This window comes from Ktedonobacter sp. SOSP1-52 (assembly GCF_016587395.1).
The window spans coordinates 1,240,303-1,260,627 of the sequence record NZ_BNJH01000003.1 but is presented as its reverse complement, the minus strand read 5'-3'; the positions used below and the strand labels follow the sequence as shown (position 1 = coordinate 1,260,627).

Sequence of the window (20,325 nt, the reverse complement as noted above, 5' to 3'; positions counted from 1 at the left end):
GTCGCTCTTTTGCCACCAGCTACATATACATACCTCCTGGCCCTCCCAGCCTCCTCCTGATGCTTATACCTACAAACGTTCTAGAGACCCCAAAAACCACAATCCCAGGAGCCATCTTCGACTCCTGCTTTTATGGCGCCTCTCCAGATCTCTCAAAACCACAAAACGGCTCACACCCATCTACCAGGCGCCCTAACCATCCTCGTCCAGGGCAAAGGCGACCTCTTCAATGACCACACAGGTTTCCGGGAAACGCAGCTCTAGTGTATAGGAAGTGGGGACAAGTGCGGTAAAGATAAAGTTGCCCAGGTCGTCAATATGTTGCGTATACGAACTCTTCTCATCGCGTGCAAGTAATACAACTGGCGTTCCCTGCAAGGTTGGCAGTGTTGCTCCCTTACGCGTCACAAACCCCACCAGTTGCGCGCCACCGCTCTCCTGACTCCCTCGCTCAAGCTGAAGCGAGATGCTGATATCTTCAGCGGTATAGCGGCGCGGCCAGGCAGAGGCAGCGCCCCGAACACTGTAGAGCGCGGGCTGCATGGGAACCAGCGTAGCTACCAGGCGACGCACACCCGCCTGTACAGGCTCGAGCAGGCGCTCAAGTACTGAGTGCTCCTCCTCTGCTGAGGTGCGATGATTGCCCACAATGGCTGGGACCACCACCGGGTTGGTAAATAGATCCTCGCGCGCCATGAAGGTTGAGAGCGTCTCTACTTCCGCGGAACACAACACACATGCGCTCAGATGGGTCTTGATCAGCGCCTCGTCCTCAGCACTACATAGCCCCAGTTGATATTCACCTAACATCTGGTTAGAAGGGCAATCCCAGCGATAGAGCTTCTGCATTAAGACATGCTCCAGGCGTTGATAGGCCCCAAAGCGCTGCGTGCAACTTGCGCAGCGCTCCATATGGTCTTTCACCGCTGGTCTTACCTTCTCGCCCGCAAGGTATGCGATTATCTCCTCATCACGAATCGCACCCGGTTCATAACACTCCATGAGTGCCCCCTCGATCCCTCTAAGATTTTTCCAGGCGCCACTCCTAGCTGGCGAATGGCGCTATGCTCATGCTGCAACCAATACGACATTCGTGAACGCTCAGAGCGACCAGGCTACGAGTAACGCTTCTTTATCTATTCTTCTTCTCCGAAAACCCTGAGCTCGAAGCGCTAGACACGCCAGTGGCGTTGGGTTTCGGAATAAGATCTTCTCGGCAGATTAAGAAATGCCACATTTTGGACCGCCACTTCCAAAGCAGGATGGGCTCGACGGCCATAAACTCTCCCTTGTTCTTTATAAGTAAACGAGGCACGCCGCCTTTTTAGCACTTTTCCTCTTTATTTCCCTGCTCCCTTGCCTCCATCACCAGATTCACCTTTCCAGGCGTTATTGCCGGAAGAGATTGCGCAAACGCCGATTACGCCGTAAGCGCTCCAGCACATTGCGCTTTATGCGGTACACATCATCGACGGTGGGAAAGAGGTGACGATACTGCACGCAAATTTCGCCCGGCTTCATCCCCTGCACATACGCCAGGTACAATAAGACACGTTCGTCCTCGCCGTTCAGCTCTTCCTGGATAATCGCCCAGAGACGCTGCGCCGACAACTGAGCAACCACATCATCGGCTGGATCACTACCTGATGGCTCATGCTCCACCGCCTCAAGCGTCTCCTCGTACTGTCGAGCCTGGCGCGCGCGTACCTCGTCGGCAACTACGCTATGCACACACATTTTTAGATATTTTAATACAGACGCCAAAGAATCAAAATTGCCAATTTTGGCTGGCGTCAGCGCCTGAGAGAATTTGGCAAAAGCCGCGTTCACCAGGGACGCTCCTCCTTCTTGCCCAAGCAGTTGCACCGCGCTCTGATGCTGTGTCACCCATGTCAGTACCAGCGGCGCATATTGCTGATATATGTGCTGCCAGGCGGCCTCATCGCGCCTGATAATCGCACGCCGAAACAATTCAAGACAAAAGCGGTCATTCGAGGTGCTCTGTTTAAGAAATTTTGTTGTTTCCTCGGCGCAACAGCGCGCAAGGTCTCCAACTGCTAGTTGCTCCGGTGGTTGGGCGCTGTCACCCACTCCTCTCTTCTCCGGGTCCTGACGAGAAAATTGGGAGAGGTTTAGAGACTCCATCAACAATGCCCCCTACTTCCAATCTATGAAACAATTTCCCCAACACGTTAAGACAGCAATCCTGGGCTTTAAGGTCGTGCCTCGTGCTCTACTCTTGCAGCACTAACTCACAGCACTGGTTTTGTTTATTATCGCATGTTTCACTGACAAAGTGCTAGTTCCTTCGAGCCAGGACAAGGCTATTTAATCCTCGAAAATATGGGGTCTTTCGCGCCTACGGCGCTCAAGGGTAAGGGTATATGTGTGGAAAACGGCAAAGCTGTTTTCCACACACATACCCTTACCCGAGGCTCGCGTAGCGAGTCGAGTCAAGAAGCAGAAGAGAATAAATAACTCTGGAGCCAGGATGCTAAGAATAGATAACTTCACAAAAGTGCCTATAGATATGTGTAAAAATCGTTAGTCGAATTCGTTCATATCAGGTAAGACATGATGTGTAACCAGAGGAAGCGACTCTTCAGGCAGAATGAATAGGAGTTTCGGCTACTCCCGCGGGGGGGTTTTCAATTTGTGCACATTTTGTGATATGCTTGGTATGCCCACATAAGAGAACGAAGACTTAGAGCCTCTCTTGCTCTTTTTGCAGGATTAAAGCTCTCTTGCATCTCTTGTGCAACCTGATCAACCAATGGATGTTTGAATATGACCCCACGACGCGGAACACATACCGACAACCTAAATAACGTTATTCAAGTCATTCAATTAGGCCGCAAGACAGGACTTCTCACCGTACAAAAAGAGTCTGGCCCCGCCTCGGAGGAAGGCGAAATAACCTTTTTCCGAGGGCAGATCTCGCAGGCCCGTCTAGGCCATCTACGCGATCAACAGGCCATCAGCCTATTTGCTACCTGGAAATCCTGTTTTTTTACGTTTGTCCCTTTCGACACCGATCGCGCAACTGGGCCTCAAACAACCGTTACCAATCCATCTCTGCCAGCGCTGAGGCAGCTTTCACCAAATCAAGCACCGCCTTCTTATGCTAGTGGTAGTGGCCCACTACCGTCTTATACTGGTGGTAGCGGGCCGCTACCCAGGTACGCCCCCCCACAAGCGGGCAACTTGCGCCTCAACGCATTCATGAGATGAACGATAGTCTTCGGCTCATCGAACAGTCTGGCCTATCGCGCAATCATCGACGTCTTCTCCTTCTCATCGATGGAAATCGAAATAGCGCCGAACTTGCACGTTTGATGGGTCGTTCACAAGAAGAAGCACAACAACTCATTCGCGATCTTGAATATATTGGGATCGTTCGTTAGATTCTTAACTATTGGAGCCAACGCCACTCTCGCAGCATTGGTTCCAATAGTAAGGGACTTTTATTCTTAAGGATTAGAATGCGCTATGCCTGGATCAAATTACAACAATAGGCAACGTCGCCTCATCTCATTGCCTCTACGTATCTCGCTAGGATTAGTGCTCGCCACGATTCTTCCGCTTGTCATCACCTTATTTGTAATCGAATGGCGTACCCAACCGATTCTATCAGATCAGGCTAATAAAGCCATGCAGAGCGATGCCCAAACACGTGTCCAACTGATCGATACCTATTTCAAGGAGCGTGTGCTCGACGCAAAAACCATTACCCAGGTTCCCACCGTCCAACAATATCTCCTCACACCACCCACCGATCCAACCTATGCGGATCAAACCAAGCACACCATCTTCGCGTTGGCTGCTGGTATGTATCGCGATCCAAACTACACTACCTGGCAGTTGTATGATCGTCAGGGCAAACTTCGCCTGGCCTATCCTACAACACAAAAACCAGCCCTTCACGGAAACATCCTCGTTCCACAACGCTACCAGGATACGGTATTTACTAATCAAACCATCATTTCAACGGTTTACTATAATCCAGATCAGCAAAAAGCTACAGTAGATATTTACTCACCAGTCGCGGCTCTCACTCCAGAAGGCAAACCAACCAATACACTCATTGGCTTCATTCGCGTCACCCTGGGCCTAGATTATATCTGGGGTATTGTAAAGGGTGATACGCAAAATGGAAAAAATAGCTACGCCTTTATCCTGAATGAAGATGGCGTGCGCATCGCAGATACCGAGCAAAATCGTATCTTTAAAGCTGTACAGGACCTACCGTCAGACGTACAACAACAAGTCAGTAATGAGCAGCGCTACGGTCCTAACGGTATTCCAGTGAAAAAAGATGCAACGCTCGCCCAACACCTGAAAGATACGAAATCGCCAGTTTCTTATCAAGCGCAACCTGCCGAGCAAAATGAGAGCTATCAGATCGTACAAGCCAACGTTGGCAATGTCCCCTGGAAATACTATGTGCTCAGCCCACTCAGCACGGTCAATGCAGTCGCACAACAGCAACTTGAAGTGACGCTACTTGTGGCCCTTATCATGTCCGGTCTTGTCGCTATCATTGGTCTTGTGGCTGGCCGCAGCCTGACCCGGCCGATCCTGCAAGCGGTCAATGCCCTGCGTGATAGTAGCGATGCCCTGAACAGCCTGGCATCGCGTCAGCGTGATGCCTCGACTGAGCAAATGTGGGTGGTTGAGTCTTCACAGATCGGTCTGCAATCCGTTCAGTACTACACTGAGGCCATTAATTCAGCCGCGGCCCAGCTCGCAGCAGTGGGCAAAAACCTTGGCCAGAATATAAACCAGCTTGATAGGCAGAAGCTCCTGCAAGCTGTCGAGCATGTGCAAAATGGGGCCAAATATATCGAGAATGCCGCGCAGTATCAGAACGAGAGCAATAAAAAGCTGGCAACCGCGCTCAAAGTTACCAACCAGGTGACCGAGCAGCTTGCTTCTGGCGCCACCTCGGCAACCGATGCGGCGGCCCAGCTGGAAGAGGTTGTCGATCAGCTTCGCGCAGTAGTGGGGTAAGAGATAGTGTGGTGCATCATGGCAACCTGAGGTTGCCATGATGCACCACACTATCTAAGTGGTATCTAAGTGGTATCTATTGAACGGCTTTATTCGCCGTAGGGTACCCAGATGTTCTTCACCTGGACCGAGGCTCGCAAGAACTCTTCGCCCTCGCCCTGGATGGGATCCAGCCAGTCACGCTGCCGCCCATAGTTCACCCAGGTGCGCTTCATGTTGCTCGCGGAACTCTCCTCTACCATCTTCGCCCCTCTGGCAGAACCAAAGTACCAGAGCGCATCGACATCCTCATGCTCGGCCAGAACTTTGGCTAATCCCTCACGTTCGCCTGTCACGATATTGACGACCCCGGCGGGCAGATCCGATGTCTCAAAGATCTGATAGCAGTCCGTAGCGCTAAGGGGCGCCGTTGGCGAGGGAATGGCAACTACTGTGTTCCCCATGGCAATAGTTGGCGCCACCAGCGAGATAAAGCCCAGTAAAGGGTATTCGTCGGGTGCCACGACGCCCATAACCCCGATAGGTTCGTGCATCGCCAGCGTCACGCCACGCATGGGCGGGCGGTGAATCACTCCTTCAAACTTATCCGTCCAGGCTGCGTAGCTAAACAGGCGCGAGAGCGTGGCATGCACCTCTTGCAGCGCCTCTTTTCGCCCTCGACCCGTTTGCTGCATAATGCGCCGCGCGAACTCTCCTTCGCGTACAGCCAGGTTCTCTGCGATATAGTACAGGATCTGCGCTCGGTTGTGAGGAGTAGCGCTCGCCCATTTACTCGCGGCATGCGCCGCCTCTACAGCGTTACGAACATCCTTGCGATTTCCCTCACCAACTTCCCCAAGCGGCTTGCCATCAGCGCCCTTGACGCCCAGACTATACCCCGAGTCTGGACGCACCTGCTTGCCACCAATAAACAGCTTGGGCGTGCGATCAATGGCGGGAAGAGCGAACTCCGCCTCTTCTGACGTATTCGCAACTTCCTCGTTTTCGCCGACACCTTGTGGCCTGGTGCGCTGAGATTTCTCGGGAATCTGGCTTGTCTCCCAACTGGGATGCACATACTCGTACAGGCCCTCTTTACCGCCCTCACGCCCATAGCCGCTCTCCCGATAGCCGCCAAAGCCACTGGAGGCATCAAAGACGTTGGTGCAGTTGATCCAGATGCTTCCAGCCTGAATCTTTGGCGCGATATCCAGGGCTAGGTTGATATTATCGCTCCAGATGCTTGCCGCCAGTCCATAGCGTGTGTTATTGGCCAGTTGGACCGCCTCAGCAGGCGTACGGAAGGTCATGGCAACCAGGACCGGGCCGAAGATCTCGACCTGGACAATGCTGGAAGCTGGAGAGACATTGGTGAAGAGCGTGGGCGGGAAGAATGAGCCTTCACTTGGGCAAGCCCAGGAGGGCTGCCACTTCTCGGCTCCCTCGGCCTCGCCCTGCGCGACCAGGCACTCGATCTCCTGCAACTGCGAGGGCGAGACAATCGCGCCAATATCGATGCCCTTGTCCAGCGGATCACCCACGCGCAGCTTCTCCATACGCGCGCGCAGCTTGTTGAGCAGGCGCTCCGCGACGTTCTCCTGCACCAGCAGGCGCGATCCCGCGCAACAGACCTGGCCCTGGTTAAACCAGATGGCGTCTACCACACCCTCAACGACGCTATCCAGGTCGGCGTCATCAAAGACAATGAAAGGGGATTTCCCACCCAGTTCAAGCGATAGCTTCTTGCCCGAGCCAGCCGTCGAGCGGCGGATGCTGCGTCCTACCTCGGTTGAACCCGTAAAAGCAATTTTGTTGACGTCAGGATGCTTCACCAGTGCATCGCCTACCTGCGACGCCTCGCCAGTGACAATATTAATCACGCCCGCCGGCAGACCAGCCTCCTGCACGATCTCAGCGAACTTGAGGGCCGTCAGGGGAGTATAGCGCGCTGGCTTTAAGACCACCGTATTGCCCATAGCAATGGCTGGAGCAATCTTCCAGGCCAGCATTAAGAGAGGAAAGTTCCAGGGAATGATCTGTCCCACAACTCCTACAGGCTCATAACCCGGCAACTCTCGCCCCATCAACTGCGCCCAGCCAGCGTGATAGTAGAAGTGACGTGCCACCAGGGGAATGTCGATATCGCGCGTCTCGCGAATAGATTTCCCGTTGTCCAACGACTCCAGGACCGACAGGAAGCGCGCGTGCTTCTGAATCTGGCGCGCCAGGGCATACATGTAACGCGCACGTACATGATCTGGAGTCTTGCTCCATGCTTTGAAGGCCTTGCGCGCTGCAGCTACCGCGACATCCACGTCGGCGCTACTGGCGGAGGCAACCTGCACCAGGGCCTTGCCATTGGCAGGGTTCGTGCTCTCCATATATTGCCCACTGGCCGGCTCGACCCACTGGTTCTCAATAAACAGCCCGAAGCGCTCATGCTCCTTAAGCCAGGCCTGGACAGTGTTGGCAGCCTCTGGCGCGGGACCGTACTCCATTGTCTCAAATAATTCCATTACATTCATGCCTGCAACTCCCCCGGATCTAAACCATTGGATTATGGTGCGCCGCCGCGTAGCGTCCGCTCACAAAATGTTCAATCTGTCTCTCGATATCTGAAAGCAGGCCACTGGCTCCAATACGGAAGAGTGAATTGTTTAACCACTCATTGCCCAGCTCCTCTTTCATCAAGATCAGCCAATCCAGCGAAGATTTCGCGCTGCGAATACCGCCCGCCGGCTTAAAACCAACCTTATAGCCTGTCTCTTCATGATAGTCGCGAATGGCACGTGTCATGACCAGACCCACGGGTAGGATGGCGTTCACCGGCTCTTTTCCGGTCGAGGTCTTGATAAAATCAGCCCCTGCCATCATACAGACCAGGCTTGCCATCGCGACGTTACGCAGCGTCGCTAGCTCATGGGTCGCCAGGATGGTCTTCATATGCGCCTCTCCACACGCCTCGCGGAAGGCCTTGATCTCGTCATAAAGGGCCTGCCAGTTGCCCGTGAGCACGTGGGCGCGCGAGATGACGATATCGATCTCTTTTGCTCCAGCCTGCACCGAAGCCTGGATCTCACGCAGTTTCAGGTCAAAGGGATTCTGGCCTGCGGGAAAGCCCGTTGACACGGCGGCGACGGGAATATTCGTCCCGGCTAGCGCCTCGACCGCCACGGGTACCAGGTTATGATAGACACATACCGCCCCCGTTTGCAGGCATGGCACACCCAGCGCATCAAGTAGTTCCTGGCGCACAGGCTGCCTGGCCTTAGCACAGAGCCGCTTGACATTCCCTGGCGTATCATCGCCCGCTAAAGTAGTTAAATCAATACAGGTAATCGCCCGCAGAAGCCAGGCTGCCTGCCACTCTTTCTTGACTGAACGCCGTGTGGGAATGGTGACGGCACGGCGCTCAACGGCGCTACGGTTCACGTGTACACGATGTATCCAATCCAGGTCCAGGGGCATGCCTGGATTACGCTCCAGGACCTCATGCGGCACCGGTGCACTAGTCTTCTCTGATTGTATTTTTGACTTTGTCGTAGTCATGCAGAATGTCCTTGCACTAATATCAGCAATTTTAGGCACATATAGAGGAGATGTTTCTTTGTGCCTCTCCATATTTCTAACTAATTATAACGCCAACTGTACTGAGCATAACAGTCCACTATTCTACTCCATTTGGCAACATTAGTACACAAGGCCTTTCACCACTCGGCGGCGCAAGAGCCTCCCGCCAACATCTCCTACCCATGATACGAGCTTATGAGCTAAAGAGGAATGGGCAAGCTCTACATATATACGCTCGATAGTGGTGAAAACAAGCTTTTCTTGGTACAATGATGATAAGGCACATTCTATAATCACACATAGCAATTGAATAGTTAGTTGCATCTGGTAGGGAAAAGTACCGCCCTCTATCCTTGTCGAGGCAACCATTACCCTAGCAATAGGAGGCTCAACTTGAGCAACGTGTTTGTTATTGATAGTGATTACAAACCACTTAATCCGGTACATCCAGCGCAGGCGCGGCGCTTACTCACGCAAGGCAAAGCTGCCGTGTATCGCAGATACCCCTTTACGATTGTGCTTAAACGCGTGATTGAGCAGCCAGAAGTCCAACCTTTGCGGCTCAAGCTCGATCCTGGAAGCAAAACCACAGGGATTGCCCTGGTCAATGATGCCAACAGCAAAGTGATCTTCGCTGCTGAACTTGAGCATCGAGGGCACGCTGTCAAAGATGGCTTAGAGCGTCGTCGTACGGTTCGTCGTAGTCGACGCAACCGCAACACACGCTATCGTAAACCACGATTTCAGAATCGACGGAGGAAGAAAGGATGGTTACCACCCTCATTGGAAAGTCGCCTTGCCAATATCCTCACGTGGGTAGCTCGCTTGTGTCGCTATGCTCCTATTGCAGCTCTCAGTCAGGAGCTTGTGAAGTTTGATATGCAATTGATAGAGAATCCCAATATCGTAGGCGTGGAATACCAACAAGGCACGCTGCAAGGCCATGAAATCAGGGAATACTTGCTCGAAAAATGGGGACGGGCTTGCGCGTATTGTGGTGCGCAAAACGTTCCTTTGCAGGTTGAGCATATTCATCCTCGTGCCAACGGTGGCACAAAGAGAATAAGCAATCTTAACCTGGCCTGCGAGCCATGCAATAGTGCCAAAGGGACGCAGGATATTGCGGTGTTTCTTGCGAAGAAGCCTGATGTGCTCAAGCGCATTCTGGCTCAGGTCAAAAAGCCTCTCAAGGATGCCAGTGCAGTGAATGCTACACGCTTTGCCTTGCTTGAACGGCTCAAAGCATTTGGCTTGCCTGTCGAGTGCGGCAGTGGTGGGTTGACCAAGTACAACCGAACCACAAGAGGGCTAGCCAAGACGCATTGGCTCGATGCCACCTGCGTGGGCAAGAGTACCCCTGCTGGACTTTCCCTGAAAGGAATCGTGCCATTGCATATTCTTGCGACAGGCCAAGGGAAAAGACAATTGTGCACGACTGATAAATATGGATTCCCGAAGCAACACAAAGAGCGCAAAAAGAAGTTTCTTGGCTATCAAACGGGTGATCTGATCAAAGCCATCAGCCCCAAAGGAAGGTTTGAAGGACGAATTGCCATTCGCCATCGTCCTTCGTTCCGGCTCGGGAACGTCGACATTCACCCCAAATATATACGATGTGTGCAACGAGCTGATGGCTATGAGTATAAACAGAAAGGGGTGCACCATGCTCCTACCCATGTCTAAAGACAGGGGTACTCGCATGGCGCTTTTTTCTGGTGGTGGAGGATATGTTGTGATGAATCAACCGCTTACCTGCCTGGTCACGTTACATGGTATTGGCTTTCAACACCCCCCTCAAGGCCAAACGCCTGGCTATGCAGACAGACTACATGCTAACTTACGTAGATACCTTGACTCAACCCAGCTCAGCGCAGACCCCCTTTATCGTCCAGACACGCCCTCAAGTTCTCATGGTCCCATCTATGTCCAGAGTTGCTGGCCGGCTGGCAGCCATCGCCGGGAGGCTGGATTAGCACGTTTAGGAGTCTGGGTACGCGATAGCCCGCACCAGATTGATACCTCCCAGGCTCCTTTGAGCAATGATAGAGGATCAATTGTACATATCGCGCTTGTGTACTCGGATATTGAAGAGAATAGAGGACACCTGGTTCCCACGCTCAATGCCAGCACGATGCTACTCTCCTCGCTCTTTAGCTACATCTCGCCTCTGGGAATCGCACGCTTTCTCAAAAGAGTTGTTCCTCCCCTCTTCTTCGCACCTAAGGCGCCTCCTCACACCTCGTTACTCGGGACCTATCCTTCACTCAGAACCAATAAGGAGCAAACAGACCGATTCGCAATTCTGCAACAATTGCAAACCGATGTGGCAGCTTATGTCAGTACGAACGAGCAGCGCGAACGCATTCGCAGCTTCGTTCTTGACGCCCTCTTACGCCTGGCCAGCCGCGACGATGTTGGGCGCATCATTCTCAACGCCCATAGCAATGGCACAGTAATTGCCTTCGATGTGCTTCGCCTCCTGCCACAGTACACGAGGGAAAAGGTCGCTGGCTTGATCACAGCGGGTAGTCCCCTCCGCAAATATGTTACCTTTTTCCGCTGGGGCCGTGACATGGAGTGCGATTTCCCCATAGAACATTGGCTCAACTTCTGGGATGATCATGATCCTGTCGCCGATCCCCTGGCACCTCCTCTTTCCTGGCGGAGAGAGGCCCCTATTCCTAAGCATGAGGATCACCTCTTTGTCCATATAGATCCCTACACTGGTCATGACCGCGCTATGGATATCTGTGATATCCAGGTTGATAATCTGCGCTTTAGTTCACCGGGCGGACTACAAGCCCATAACTATTGGGACAATGAACGCCAGTTTATTCTCCATTAACCAAGCTGCTCCTCACTCCACTCTCATAGAATGAACAGGGTGTGTGGAATGCGCCGTGACAGCCTGTGGCTGTCACGGCGCATTCCACACACCCTGTTCATGTTATCGCCACGCATCGAGCCAGCCTGCCCAGATGGGGAGATGGCCATCAAACGTGCGTAGGAGCTTTAGCGTCATGCTCGTCTCGCGCATACCCAGGTCCCGCTCCTCTTCGCGCTCAACAGATTCTCCCAGTGAGCGCCGCATATTGAAAAGCAACCAGCCCAGCCAGGTTCCCATCAAGCCATGCAACGCGACCTCGCTTTTATCATGAATTTCACCACCCGCCTGACGGTAAGCTTCTATAACCGCGTCAAAGCTCTCTTTACGCACATCACCAACCACAAGCCCACTCCAGGAGAGAGCCGCTCCAACCAGTTCAAGCGTCGGATTTATCAGGCCAGCCGCCTCCCAGTCGATGGCACAAGGCGTCTGGTCATCCCGCCACAGCACGTTTTTCTGATCCAGGTCGCGATGACTCACGACCTGGTGCCGCCCCAATTGCTGGCCCGCCACCTCATACAAACGACTCCAGGTCAGCAAGCGAGGTAGCATTGAGCGCGCGATATAGGCCCAATCCAGATTCTGCGAGGCCGCGTGGAAGGTTAGCATATCCCACACCTCCTCGTCAAAGCTCCGCCACTCCTCATCCTCCACGCCCAGCATGCTCATCTTCACGCTATGCATCTGCCCAAGCAAGTGCCCCATCTGGCACGCCTGCCCCGGCTCGCTTGCTTCTGAAGCAAGTGCCTTGCCCTCGCACCAGTCATAGACGAGATACGAGGCCCCCTCTACCTCGTAGAGGGGATCGCCCTCCCGTTGGAGTGCAACGATGGCAGGCACCCCATGCCCATACATATCCAGGGCAATACGTTCTGAGGCACGATAAGCCTCCCCAATCCCTGGCTTGCGCATAATGGCAGGATTGAGTTGCTTTACCGCGTATCTCCCACGCGTTGTATCCAGGCGCCACATCTGGTGCAATAGTCCACCCTGCACCGCTTGTGGCCGGGTGGACAACTCGCCTAGCTCATAAGCTACACAGAGCATTTGAGCATGATTTCTCTTCATACAATCCTTCTTAAAGGCACATTCCGCGCGACTTAAGCGGGAAATAGTGCTTTCTGCTGCTGGTGATAGGGCGCGAGCGCAGCATTGGCCTCCACAATGGTCTGCAAGCGCTCAGCCAGTTCAGCTAACAGTTCGCCAGGGATCGTCAGGATTACTTCCTCTGGCGTCAGTTCGATATATGTACGCGCCCCCACACATCCAAAGCTCAATGAAACCTCCCCAGTCTGCAAGGTACGCGGAATAACTCCACAGGTTGGGCGGCCAAAGGCACTCTGTCCCCCCTGGAGCCAGTTGACCTGTCCCATGGCCTCAGCCACCAGCATGGCCTGTTGCGTATTTATGCGACAGAGGACCACATCCGGGTCCAGAGGCAACTGGTCCAGGCGACCATACACAATATACTGGTGCGGCTTCTGCACTGTGGGCAGCGCACTTACTTCGGCCGGCGAGAAATACTTTACGCTGGCCATCGTCTCTACAAGCGCCTGCGCCCGTTCCTGGTCGGAGGCTGGCATCTGAAAACCCATGGTCATCATCCCAATGGGGCACTCCTGGTGATCCTCCGCTCCCGCGTAGAAGACACCCTGTTCCGCCAGACGCCAGAAGGTACAGGCAGAGGGGACGCGTTTCGCGACATGGGCGACATCCGTAGGGATTTGTTCGACAAACGCCAATCCGATAGGCTCGTGCAGTAAATGCAGATTCTCTTTCAACTGCTGCACTACTTGGTCTTTCAAGATGCAATCCTTTCACTTCAATCAAGAAACACACCATCAAGCATACGCGAGAGCGAAATGCAGGGTTCACGTTGCCGGAGAGGTAGAGGCATACTCCCCACAACCCCTGCTTAGTGTATCACATATTTCAGCATCCAAAAAAGGTATATAACAGCTTAAACGGCGTGACCATTTATCGGCAACGCCTATTTCCACAGAGCTCTATTGAACTCTATATTTTGAAGCCAGCACTTTGACCCAGTTGCGCTGCTTCTCACTTGGCGCGAATGTGTTTTTCTGCATCCGCTTCGCCATATCCTCGATAAAGCGACGTTCCTGCTCGCTAATACGCCCACCGCCACGCGCCTGCGTCTCAAAAAAAGCCTTCACCGTCTGAACCTGGCGTCGCAACTGTACCAGTTCACCTGTAGACATTCCCGATTTGGCCTCGGCGGTCTGTGTGGCTTCCCAGCGCTTAAAGGCCGCGGTATCGCCATTAAAGACTCCCAATCCTGCCAGTTCATCGGCTCGCTCGTTCTGTGCATGCCCGGCATGTCCACGCACCCATTCAAAGATGGGTGGCTGCTTGCGATAGCTGAGGAGCTGACGATAGATCTGCCAGAGATCCGGGTTGGCCTTCATCTGAAAAATGCCCTGCGCGACCTTGATCGTATATTCGCTATCACTGTAGATCTTCAGCGGCAACGTAGGAGGCGCAATGGAGAGCACCGCCAGCACAGCCGAGATCTCGGCACGATTATTCGTGGTAGTCGGCGCCTTGGGAATATGCCCATAACACTCCAGACACGCAGCCCCCTGGGCCATAATGCCATTGTTACTGTCAACCGCGGCCCACAACAGAGCGCTCCAGCCCGCGGGACCGCCCGGATTCTTGATACATGCCCCATCAGTAAAAGCTACGATTCCACGCGCATCTAGCTTCGGCAAGGCCTTACGCGCATCCATATCGATGCTGGCCTTGAGAACTGAATCCCATTCATGTGATTGATTTCCAACATTCATTATGGTCAACTTTTTCCCCTTTCCTCGAGAAAGAACCTGAGCCTATTTTACACTGTTCGCGCAGATTTCTCAGCGTCTGCGACGCTTCGCAGAGGTATGGGCTATGGTGGAAAAATGCCTGCGGCATTTTTCCACCATAGCCCATAGAGTGGTTCTTTAAACCGCTCTTGGCACGCTCTACTCTCTCTATACACTGGCAAAATCCAAAAGCGGAAAGGGATGGGTAGTATTTCACATGCAAATGTTCCTGTTCGCAAGGACAGCAAGCGGCGAGGCCCTTAGTTAGACCTCGCCGCTTTTATTCTACACTATACCATTCAGTTGCCAGGGCTAGATGAGAGCTTTTACCGCTTGCACAATGTGGTGCGCGCTGATGCCAGCCTCTTCCAGCAGTTCCGCGGGGGTGCCGGAGCCAGGCATACTCTGGACCGCCAGCTTCACGACCTGGGGCATGGGGCCATCACGCTGGGTAAAGACCTCAGTCACGGCATCACCCAGGCCACCCTCGGGCCAGTGATCTTCAACTGTTACGATTTTGTTGCCCGCCTCTTCCGCCGCCGCCAGGATGGTCTCTTCGTCAATTGGCTTGACGGAGTAGGCGTCGATGATGCGAGCATGAATATTCTCGCCCTTCAGTTGCTCATAGGCCTTCAGGGCTTCGTGCAGGGTGATACCTGCCGCGACCACGGTCACTTTATCCTGAGCCGACTGCTTGACGACTTTGCTGCCACCAACGATGAATTTCTCGTCTGGGGCATAGAGAACTGGGGTCTTCTCACGCGTACTACGCAGGTAAACAATGCCATCGTGCTTCGCCATCTCTGCGACCAGTTGTGCCGCCTGGTTGGGGTCAGATGGATACAAGACCGTGCTACCAAAGACGGCGCGCATCATCGCCAGGTCCTCAAGGGCCATCTGCGAAGGTCCATCTTCACCAATAGAGACACCAGCGTGCGAGCCACACAGGCGGATATTCGCCCGCGAGATAGCCCCCATGCGGATAAAGTCATAGGCCCGCGAGAAGAAGGCCGCGAAGGTTGAGGCGAAGGGGATATAGTGCCGAACCTGCATGCCAACTGCGGTCGCCACCAGTTGCTGCTCCGCAATGAACTGCTCAAAGAAGCGCTCTGGGAAGGCCTTGGCAAACTCTTGCGCATAGGTAGAGTTGCTGACTTCACCATCCATAGCAACTACACGTCCATCGGCGTCACCAAGGGCCTTCAGGGCGTCGCCATAGGCCTTACGCGTCGCCTCGGAGGATCCTACTTCGTAGCGCGGCAGGTCGACAGCTTTGGCCGGGGGAATGGAGGCGGGCTGGAGGTTCTCGGGCTTCTGTACTGAGAATGTCATGCTCCGCGCTGGACGATGTAGTTCTTGCAAGGCCTCATCTTCTTTATCCTTGGGAACCGGCTTGCCATGCCAGCCCTCCTTGTTTTCAAGGAAGGAGACACCCTTGCCCTTCTTGGTTTTGGCAATGATCATGGTAGGCTTGCCTTCGGTCTGAAGCGCCTCGGCGTAGGCCTGGTTGATCTGCTCGTAGTCGTGACCATCAATTTCGATGGTATGCCAGCCAAAGGCCTGCGCACGGGCCGCGTAGGCCGCTGTGTTCCAGCCCAGTTCGGTCTCACCACGCTGGCCCAGACGATTGCAGTCCAGAATAGCAATCAGGTGATCCGTCTTATAGAAACCAGCCTTGTCGCAGGCTTCCCAGATAGAGCCTTCGGCCATTTCACTATCACCAAGCACTACCCAGACATGGTAGGGTAACTTATCCAGGTACTTACCCGCCATCGCCACGCCAACGCCAATCGGCAAACCCTGCCCAAGCGAGCCAGTCGCGACGTCGACATACGGCAGAGCGGGGGTGGGATGCCCCTCCAGGCGACTACCAAACTTACGCAGCGTCATCAATTCTGCGTCATCAATCGCGCCTGCCGCCTTATACATCGAGTAGAGCAAGGGCGCGGCATGCCCCTTGGAGAAGATCAGGTGATCATTGTTGGGATGTTTTGGATTGTCAAAGTCATACCGCAAATAGCTGATCATCAACACGGCCATCAGATCAGCCGCTGACATGGAAGAGGTGGGATGCCCCGAACCAGCAGTCGTCGTGCAACGGATACTGTCCACACGTAATTGCTGAGCGAGGTTTGTCCACTGCTGAATCTGCGGTTGCGTTTGCGTCGTTGTCATACAAGCTCCTCGTCATATCTATGGGAAACTACTTTCAATACGTTGACGCGCTCGGCTCCCCTGTGTATTGTAGGAGATGAAGTTCCAGAAGGGCAAGCTGATGCTTGCACAGACAGCATTTGCCATCTACATCTAGCATACCGACTGGACGAACGTTCTACGAGACGGGAGTCAACCCCTTACCACATCAATAAACGCTGGATTAATCCAGATATCGCGTAAGGGGTTCCGTCTTTATCACGCTTGAAACCAGGATAGAGAGACAGCAGGCAGCAGACCTGAACTCGCTCAAGAGAAACGGCTATGAGATCACAGTCCCCGCAAAGGACTCGCCATTGAGCGCCTTCTCAACATTCGACAGATTGTTAGCTTTCATATACATTACACGCAAACTCAGTTCTGAGGCCAGCTTGGAGGCAATGGGATCAAAAGGAGCGCTCGCGCCAGGAACCCAGGTATCACCTATCATGGAGCGATAATCTCTCCAGGAGATCTCTTCAATGGGTTTGGCTTCGGAATTCTGGCGTGGATCACTATCGTAAATATAATCTGTATTGCTCAGCTTAAGGATGGAGGCGATGTTGTAGTCCTGAGCTAACACAGTCGCGACATAATCTGTCGACCAGCCAGGCTTCCACCCGGCGGCGATGACGATAGGCTTGTCTGGCTTAAGAATGAGGCTATAGTCCTTGATGATGGCGGGATGCGCCAGGTCTTTAAAGACCGTGCGAAAGAGTTGCGCGTTCAGGCGCGTGGCATGTACACCCAGCCAATCCAGGTCCTCATTATCAAGCGCGTGACCAGTAATCACCGCACCAGCGTCGCGATAGTTGCGCGCTAGCTTTCCCCCACCCACAAAGATAAAAAAGCGTCGCTGATATTCCTGCACCTGCTTGCGAATAAACAAGTTAAACTCTTTTAAGAACTCGACGTTGACGCCGCCATTGGGAACAATCATTGAACCACCCAACTTGATAACGTGTGCTTCTTTATATTCAGGTGCCATGTGTAATTTTCCTCTGCATACTTCTTCTCCGAAAACCCTGAGCGCGCTTGTCCCCGAATGGGGGAAGCGCTAGTCACGCAAGTGGCGCTGCGCCCCGAATGGGGGTTGGAATTCGGAATAAGATCATACTTCTTTGTGCGTATTCACTGGGTCATACGCCGCGGTGATTATATCACAAAAACTATGCCCACTGGCATAGCACGTGGGCATAGGATATTCCATTTTGAGTATAGGTGAGGCAGCCAAGTTTGGGAGGGCCAAGCAGCACAAAATCAAACCTTTCTACCCCGGCCATTAATTCCTATAAGCGTGGATCGACTGGCTCGCTCTCCAGGGCCAGGACCCCAAAGACGCATTCATGCACGCCCCGCAGCGGCTGTAATTTGACAAAGCGCTCCAGCGCCTCCACGCCAAGAGCAAACTCGCGCAAAGCCATTGAACGCTTAGCTGACAGGCCACGTTTCCGCAAACGCTCCAGGTACTCTGGTTCGCTATACTCTGGCCCGTAAATGATACGCAGGTACTCCGGGCCGCGGCTCTTGATCGCGGGCTGCACCAGGCCGTGTTTCCCCTGGGCAATAAAGTTGATTGGTTTGACGACCATACCCTCACCACCACGTCCCGTCAACTCTAACCACCAGTCAATGCCTGTCTGGATGCTAGCCTCGTTCGTGAGGTCCACGACCTGGTGCGCCGTTGCCAGCAGGACCTGCTCATCCTGCGCGCAGATCTCGGCCAGCGTCTGCATATGCCAGGTATGCTCTCGCTCAAAGTAGGTTCTCCCCTCCGTTGCCAGGAGATGGAAAGGGGCCAGTTTCAGGTCATCAAGCGAGGTAACGGGCCAGCAATAGCGACGATAAGCCTCGACATAGCGCCGGGCCAGGTGCTCGCGCTGCTCATAGCGCTTGAGCAGATCCTCAACCTCGAAGCCATGCTCAGCCGCCTGGCGGAGCGAGGAAACAGCATTGCCCAGCGAAGCACGCGAGGCCGCACCAACCGCCGCGTATTGCTTCAGCAGCAGCGACTGCGCCTTGACGGACCAGGGCATCAACTCACAATCCAGGCAGACCCAGTCGGTCTCAAAACGCGTCCAGAAGTTGGCACGCTCCAGTGCCGCGCGTAGGCGCTGCAATAGTTCTGCCTCCAGGGATGCATCTTCAAAGAAGCGTCGTCCCGTACGCGTGTAGCAGATGCCGCTCCCCTCACCAATGACGCCAAAACGTTGGCGCGCGACCTCTTCATCTCGACAAATAATCACTACGGCGCGCGATCCCATGTGCTTCTCTTCGCAGATCACACGCTCAATGCCTTCCTCACGATAGTAGGCAAAGGCCTCTCTAGGATGCTCAAGGAAGCCCGGCTCGCGGCTCGTCTCCGCGGGTGACATGGTTGGCGGCAGATATAACAGCCACTTGGGATTGGCAGCGAAACGGCTCATGATCTCCAGGGCCGCGACGGCATTCTCTTCACGAATAGCCACGGTCTGCTTGAGCCGGGTAGGGATATAGCGCTTCCCTGAGACATCTTCGATATCCAGCAAGTCGTCATGTTGCTGCTGAGCCGAGAGCTTGGACTCCGGCACCTGAAGCGGGCGCACCGGGTCACTATAGGCCTGGAGGGCGGATACCTCCACCAGTTCACGCTCAGGGTAGCGCAACGCAATGAGTTTGCCGCCAAAGACACAGCCACCATCGATATTAATGGTGTTGTTCAGCCACTCGGCCTCGGGAACGGGAGTATGTCCATAGACAACGAGGGCCTGGCCGCGATACTCCGCCGCCCAGTTGTAGCGAACAGGGAGACCAAATTCGTCGGTTTCACCAGTCGTCTCGCCATACAGGGCAAACTCACGCACGGCCCGCGAGGTACGCCCATGCATCTCGGCCTTCAGACCTGCGTGCGCCACAACAAGCTTGCCATCGTCGAGCACATAGTGACTGATCAGGCTATCCAGGAACTTTTTGACTCGCGCGTAAAACTCCGGCGCTTCCTTTTCCATCTGCTCTAGCGTCTCCGCCAGGCCATGTCGCACCTGGACGTTACGCCCATCCAGTTTGCGCCACAACTTGGCATCATGGTTGCCCGGCACACACAGCGCGCTCCCCTGCTCAACCATATCCATGACCAGGCGTAAGACCTCGGGCGTGGCCGGACCACGATCCACCAGATCGCCAAGAAAGACGACCTTGCGCCCCTCGGGATGCGTGACGTGATAGGTCTTTCCCTGCTCACCAACCTCGCTGGTCACCTGGTAGCCTAGCCGCTCCAGGAGCGTCTGTAGCTCCTCAAAGCAGCCATGCACATCGCCAATGATGTCCAAAGGACCATGCTCATCCTTGCGATTGTTCCAGACGCGCTCACGCTCGATCTCGACGGACGCCACCTTCTCAGCGGAATCCAGAAAGTAGAGGTGATGAAAACCCTCGCGACGCAGCGAGCCAAACGAGCGACGCATCTCGTTGAGCTGGCGATGCACCACGTGTGGCCCAAACTGCCTGTCTGGACGCTGGCTGTTACGCTCATGACAGAGTTTCTCGGGCAGGTTAAAGACGATGCCAACCGCCAGGGCATGGTACGTGCGCGCCAACTCAAAGAGGCGCTTACGATCCTCTGCTCTGACATTTGTTGCATCGATCACAGTCAATTTACCGAGGGCCAGGCGTTTGCCGGCAATATAGTAGAGCACATCAAAGGCGTCGCTCGATATAGTCTGATCATTCTCGTCATCGGAGACCAGGCCGCGACAGAAGTCGGACGAGATGGACTCAGTCGGCTTAAAGTGAGTGCGCGCGAAGGTTGATTTTCCCGAGCCCGACGGCCCAATCAACACCACGAGGCAGAACTCTGGAATAGTAATTTTCATCTATATATTG

The 20,325-nt window shown here is 54.1% G+C and carries 15 protein-coding genes; 5 read left to right on the top strand and 10 right to left on the bottom strand.

What is annotated here, in order from left to right; genetic code table 11:
• Window positions 1–192: 192 nt before the first annotated feature.
• Both JMJ16_RS30835 and JMJ16_RS30830 read right to left on the bottom strand, forming a co-directional pair.
• Window positions 193–1,002: a hypothetical protein gene (locus JMJ16_RS30835; protein ID WP_201387833.1), complete on the bottom strand. Its 810-nt coding sequence runs from the start codon at window positions 1,000–1,002 to the stop codon at window positions 193–195.
• Window positions 1,003–1,389: 387 nt separating this feature from the next.
• A complete protein-coding gene (locus JMJ16_RS30830) occupies window positions 1,390–2,145 on the bottom strand; it encodes an RNA polymerase sigma factor (RefSeq protein ID WP_201371841.1) in 756 nt (251 codons plus the stop codon).
• Window positions 2,146–2,787: 642 nt separating this feature from the next.
• Here JMJ16_RS30830 and JMJ16_RS30825 point away from each other — a divergent pair.
• The 3 genes from JMJ16_RS30825 to JMJ16_RS30815 all read left to right on the top strand — a co-directional run bounded on the left by JMJ16_RS30825 (window position 2,788) and on the right by JMJ16_RS30815 (window position 5,010).
• The gene (locus JMJ16_RS30825; RefSeq protein WP_201387831.1) at window positions 2,788–3,231 is read left to right on the top strand and encodes a DUF4388 domain-containing protein; all 444 of its coding nucleotides are present in this window, start codon (window positions 2,788–2,790) and stop codon (window positions 3,229–3,231) included.
• Complete coding sequence (locus JMJ16_RS30820) at window positions 3,228–3,404, top strand: hypothetical protein (protein WP_201387829.1); 177 nt, start codon at window positions 3,228–3,230, stop codon at window positions 3,402–3,404. The genes JMJ16_RS30825 and JMJ16_RS30820 overlap by 4 nt, the downstream gene beginning before the upstream one ends.
• An 85-nt stretch (window positions 3,405–3,489) precedes the next feature.
• A complete protein-coding gene (locus JMJ16_RS30815; protein WP_201387827.1) occupies window positions 3,490–5,010 on the top strand; it encodes a methyl-accepting chemotaxis protein in 1,521 nt (506 codons plus the stop codon).
• Between the two features lie 89 nt (window positions 5,011–5,099).
• On the opposite strand, the gene JMJ16_RS30810 is transcribed toward JMJ16_RS30815, so the two are convergent.
• Complete coding sequence (locus JMJ16_RS30810) at window positions 5,100–7,514, bottom strand: aldehyde dehydrogenase family protein (protein ID WP_201387826.1); 2,415 nt, start codon at window positions 7,512–7,514, stop codon at window positions 5,100–5,102.
• A 19-nt stretch (window positions 7,515–7,533) separates the two neighbouring features.
• The gene (gene deoC, locus JMJ16_RS30805; RefSeq protein WP_201387824.1) at window positions 7,534–8,538 is read right to left on the bottom strand and encodes a deoxyribose-phosphate aldolase; all 1,005 of its coding nucleotides are present in this window, start codon (window positions 8,536–8,538) and stop codon (window positions 7,534–7,536) included.
• A gap of 414 nt (window positions 8,539–8,952) precedes the next feature.
• Between deoC and iscB the strand changes: the two genes are divergently transcribed.
• Window positions 8,953–10,242 carry an RNA-guided endonuclease IscB gene (iscB, locus tag JMJ16_RS30800; RefSeq protein ID WP_201387822.1) on the top strand — a complete coding sequence of 430 codons (1,290 nt, stop codon included), beginning with the start codon at window positions 8,953–8,955 and terminating at the stop codon, window positions 10,240–10,242.
• A gap of 52 nt (window positions 10,243–10,294) precedes the next feature.
• Window positions 10,295–11,404, top strand: a complete 1,110-nt coding sequence (locus JMJ16_RS30795) for a hypothetical protein (RefSeq protein WP_201387820.1) — start codon at window positions 10,295–10,297, stop codon at window positions 11,402–11,404.
• Window positions 11,405–11,506: 102 nt separating this feature from the next.
• Here the strand turns inward: JMJ16_RS30795 and JMJ16_RS30790 are convergent, their stop codons facing one another.
• The 6 genes from JMJ16_RS30790 to JMJ16_RS30765 all read right to left on the bottom strand — a co-directional run bounded on the left by JMJ16_RS30790 (window position 11,507) and on the right by JMJ16_RS30765 (window position 20,315).
• Window positions 11,507–12,514, bottom strand: coding sequence for a phosphotransferase (locus JMJ16_RS30790; RefSeq protein WP_201387818.1), 1,008 nt, complete (start codon window positions 12,512–12,514; stop codon window positions 11,507–11,509).
• 32 nt (window positions 12,515–12,546) lie between these two features.
• Window positions 12,547–13,251: a DUF169 domain-containing protein gene (locus JMJ16_RS30785; protein WP_201387816.1), complete on the bottom strand. Its 705-nt coding sequence runs from the start codon at window positions 13,249–13,251 to the stop codon at window positions 12,547–12,549.
• A gap of 201 nt (window positions 13,252–13,452) precedes the next feature.
• Entirely contained in the window at window positions 13,453–14,253 is an 801-nt protein-coding gene (locus JMJ16_RS30780) for a ribonuclease H (RefSeq protein WP_236601841.1), read from the bottom strand.
• 330 nt (window positions 14,254–14,583) lie between these two features.
• Window positions 14,584–16,446, bottom strand: coding sequence for a transketolase (locus JMJ16_RS30775; RefSeq protein WP_201387812.1), 1,863 nt, complete (start codon window positions 16,444–16,446; stop codon window positions 14,584–14,586).
• A gap of 301 nt (window positions 16,447–16,747) precedes the next feature.
• Entirely contained in the window at window positions 16,748–17,452 is a 705-nt protein-coding gene (pyrH, locus tag JMJ16_RS30770) for a UMP kinase (protein ID WP_201371831.1), read from the bottom strand.
• A gap of 301 nt (window positions 17,453–17,753) precedes the next feature.
• Window positions 17,754–20,315 (bottom strand): polynucleotide kinase-phosphatase, encoded by a 2,562-nt coding sequence (locus JMJ16_RS30765; RefSeq protein WP_201387811.1) that lies wholly within the window; start codon window positions 20,313–20,315, stop codon window positions 17,754–17,756.
• Between the last annotated feature and the right edge of the window lie 10 nt (window positions 20,316–20,325).

Excerpts from the sequence above, each read along its gene's own strand:
- JMJ16_RS30835 (WP_201387833.1), bottom strand. The coding sequence starts at position 1,002 with ATGGAGTGTTATGAACCGGGTGCGATTCGTGATGAGGAGATAATCGCA.
- JMJ16_RS30830 (WP_201371841.1), bottom strand. The coding sequence starts at position 2,145 with ATGGAGTCTCTAAACCTCTCCCAATTTTCTCGTCAGGACCCGGAGAAG.
- JMJ16_RS30825 (WP_201387831.1), top strand. The coding sequence starts at position 2,788 with ATGACCCCACGACGCGGAACACATACCGACAACCTAAATAACGTTATT.
- JMJ16_RS30820 (WP_201387829.1), top strand. The coding sequence starts at position 3,228 with ATGAACGATAGTCTTCGGCTCATCGAACAGTCTGGCCTATCGCGCAAT.
- JMJ16_RS30815 (WP_201387827.1), top strand. The coding sequence starts at position 3,490 with ATGCCTGGATCAAATTACAACAATAGGCAACGTCGCCTCATCTCATTG.
- JMJ16_RS30810 (WP_201387826.1), bottom strand. The coding sequence starts at position 7,514 with ATGAATGTAATGGAATTATTTGAGACAATGGAGTACGGTCCCGCGCCA.
- deoC (WP_201387824.1), bottom strand. The coding sequence starts at position 8,538 with ATGACTACGACAAAGTCAAAAATACAATCAGAGAAGACTAGTGCACCG.
- JMJ16_RS30795 (WP_201387820.1), top strand. The coding sequence starts at position 10,295 with ATGAATCAACCGCTTACCTGCCTGGTCACGTTACATGGTATTGGCTTT.
- JMJ16_RS30790 (WP_201387818.1), bottom strand. The coding sequence starts at position 12,514 with ATGAAGAGAAATCATGCTCAAATGCTCTGTGTAGCTTATGAGCTAGGC.
- JMJ16_RS30780 (WP_236601841.1), bottom strand. The coding sequence starts at position 14,253 with ATGAATGTTGGAAATCAATCACATGAATGGGATTCAGTTCTCAAGGCC.
- JMJ16_RS30775 (WP_201387812.1), bottom strand. The coding sequence starts at position 16,446 with ATGACAACGACGCAAACGCAACCGCAGATTCAGCAGTGGACAAACCTC.
- pyrH (WP_201371831.1), bottom strand. The coding sequence starts at position 17,452 with ATGGCACCTGAATATAAAGAAGCACACGTTATCAAGTTGGGTGGTTCA.
- JMJ16_RS30765 (WP_201387811.1), bottom strand. The coding sequence starts at position 20,315 with ATGAAAATTACTATTCCAGAGTTCTGCCTCGTGGTGTTGATTGGGCCG.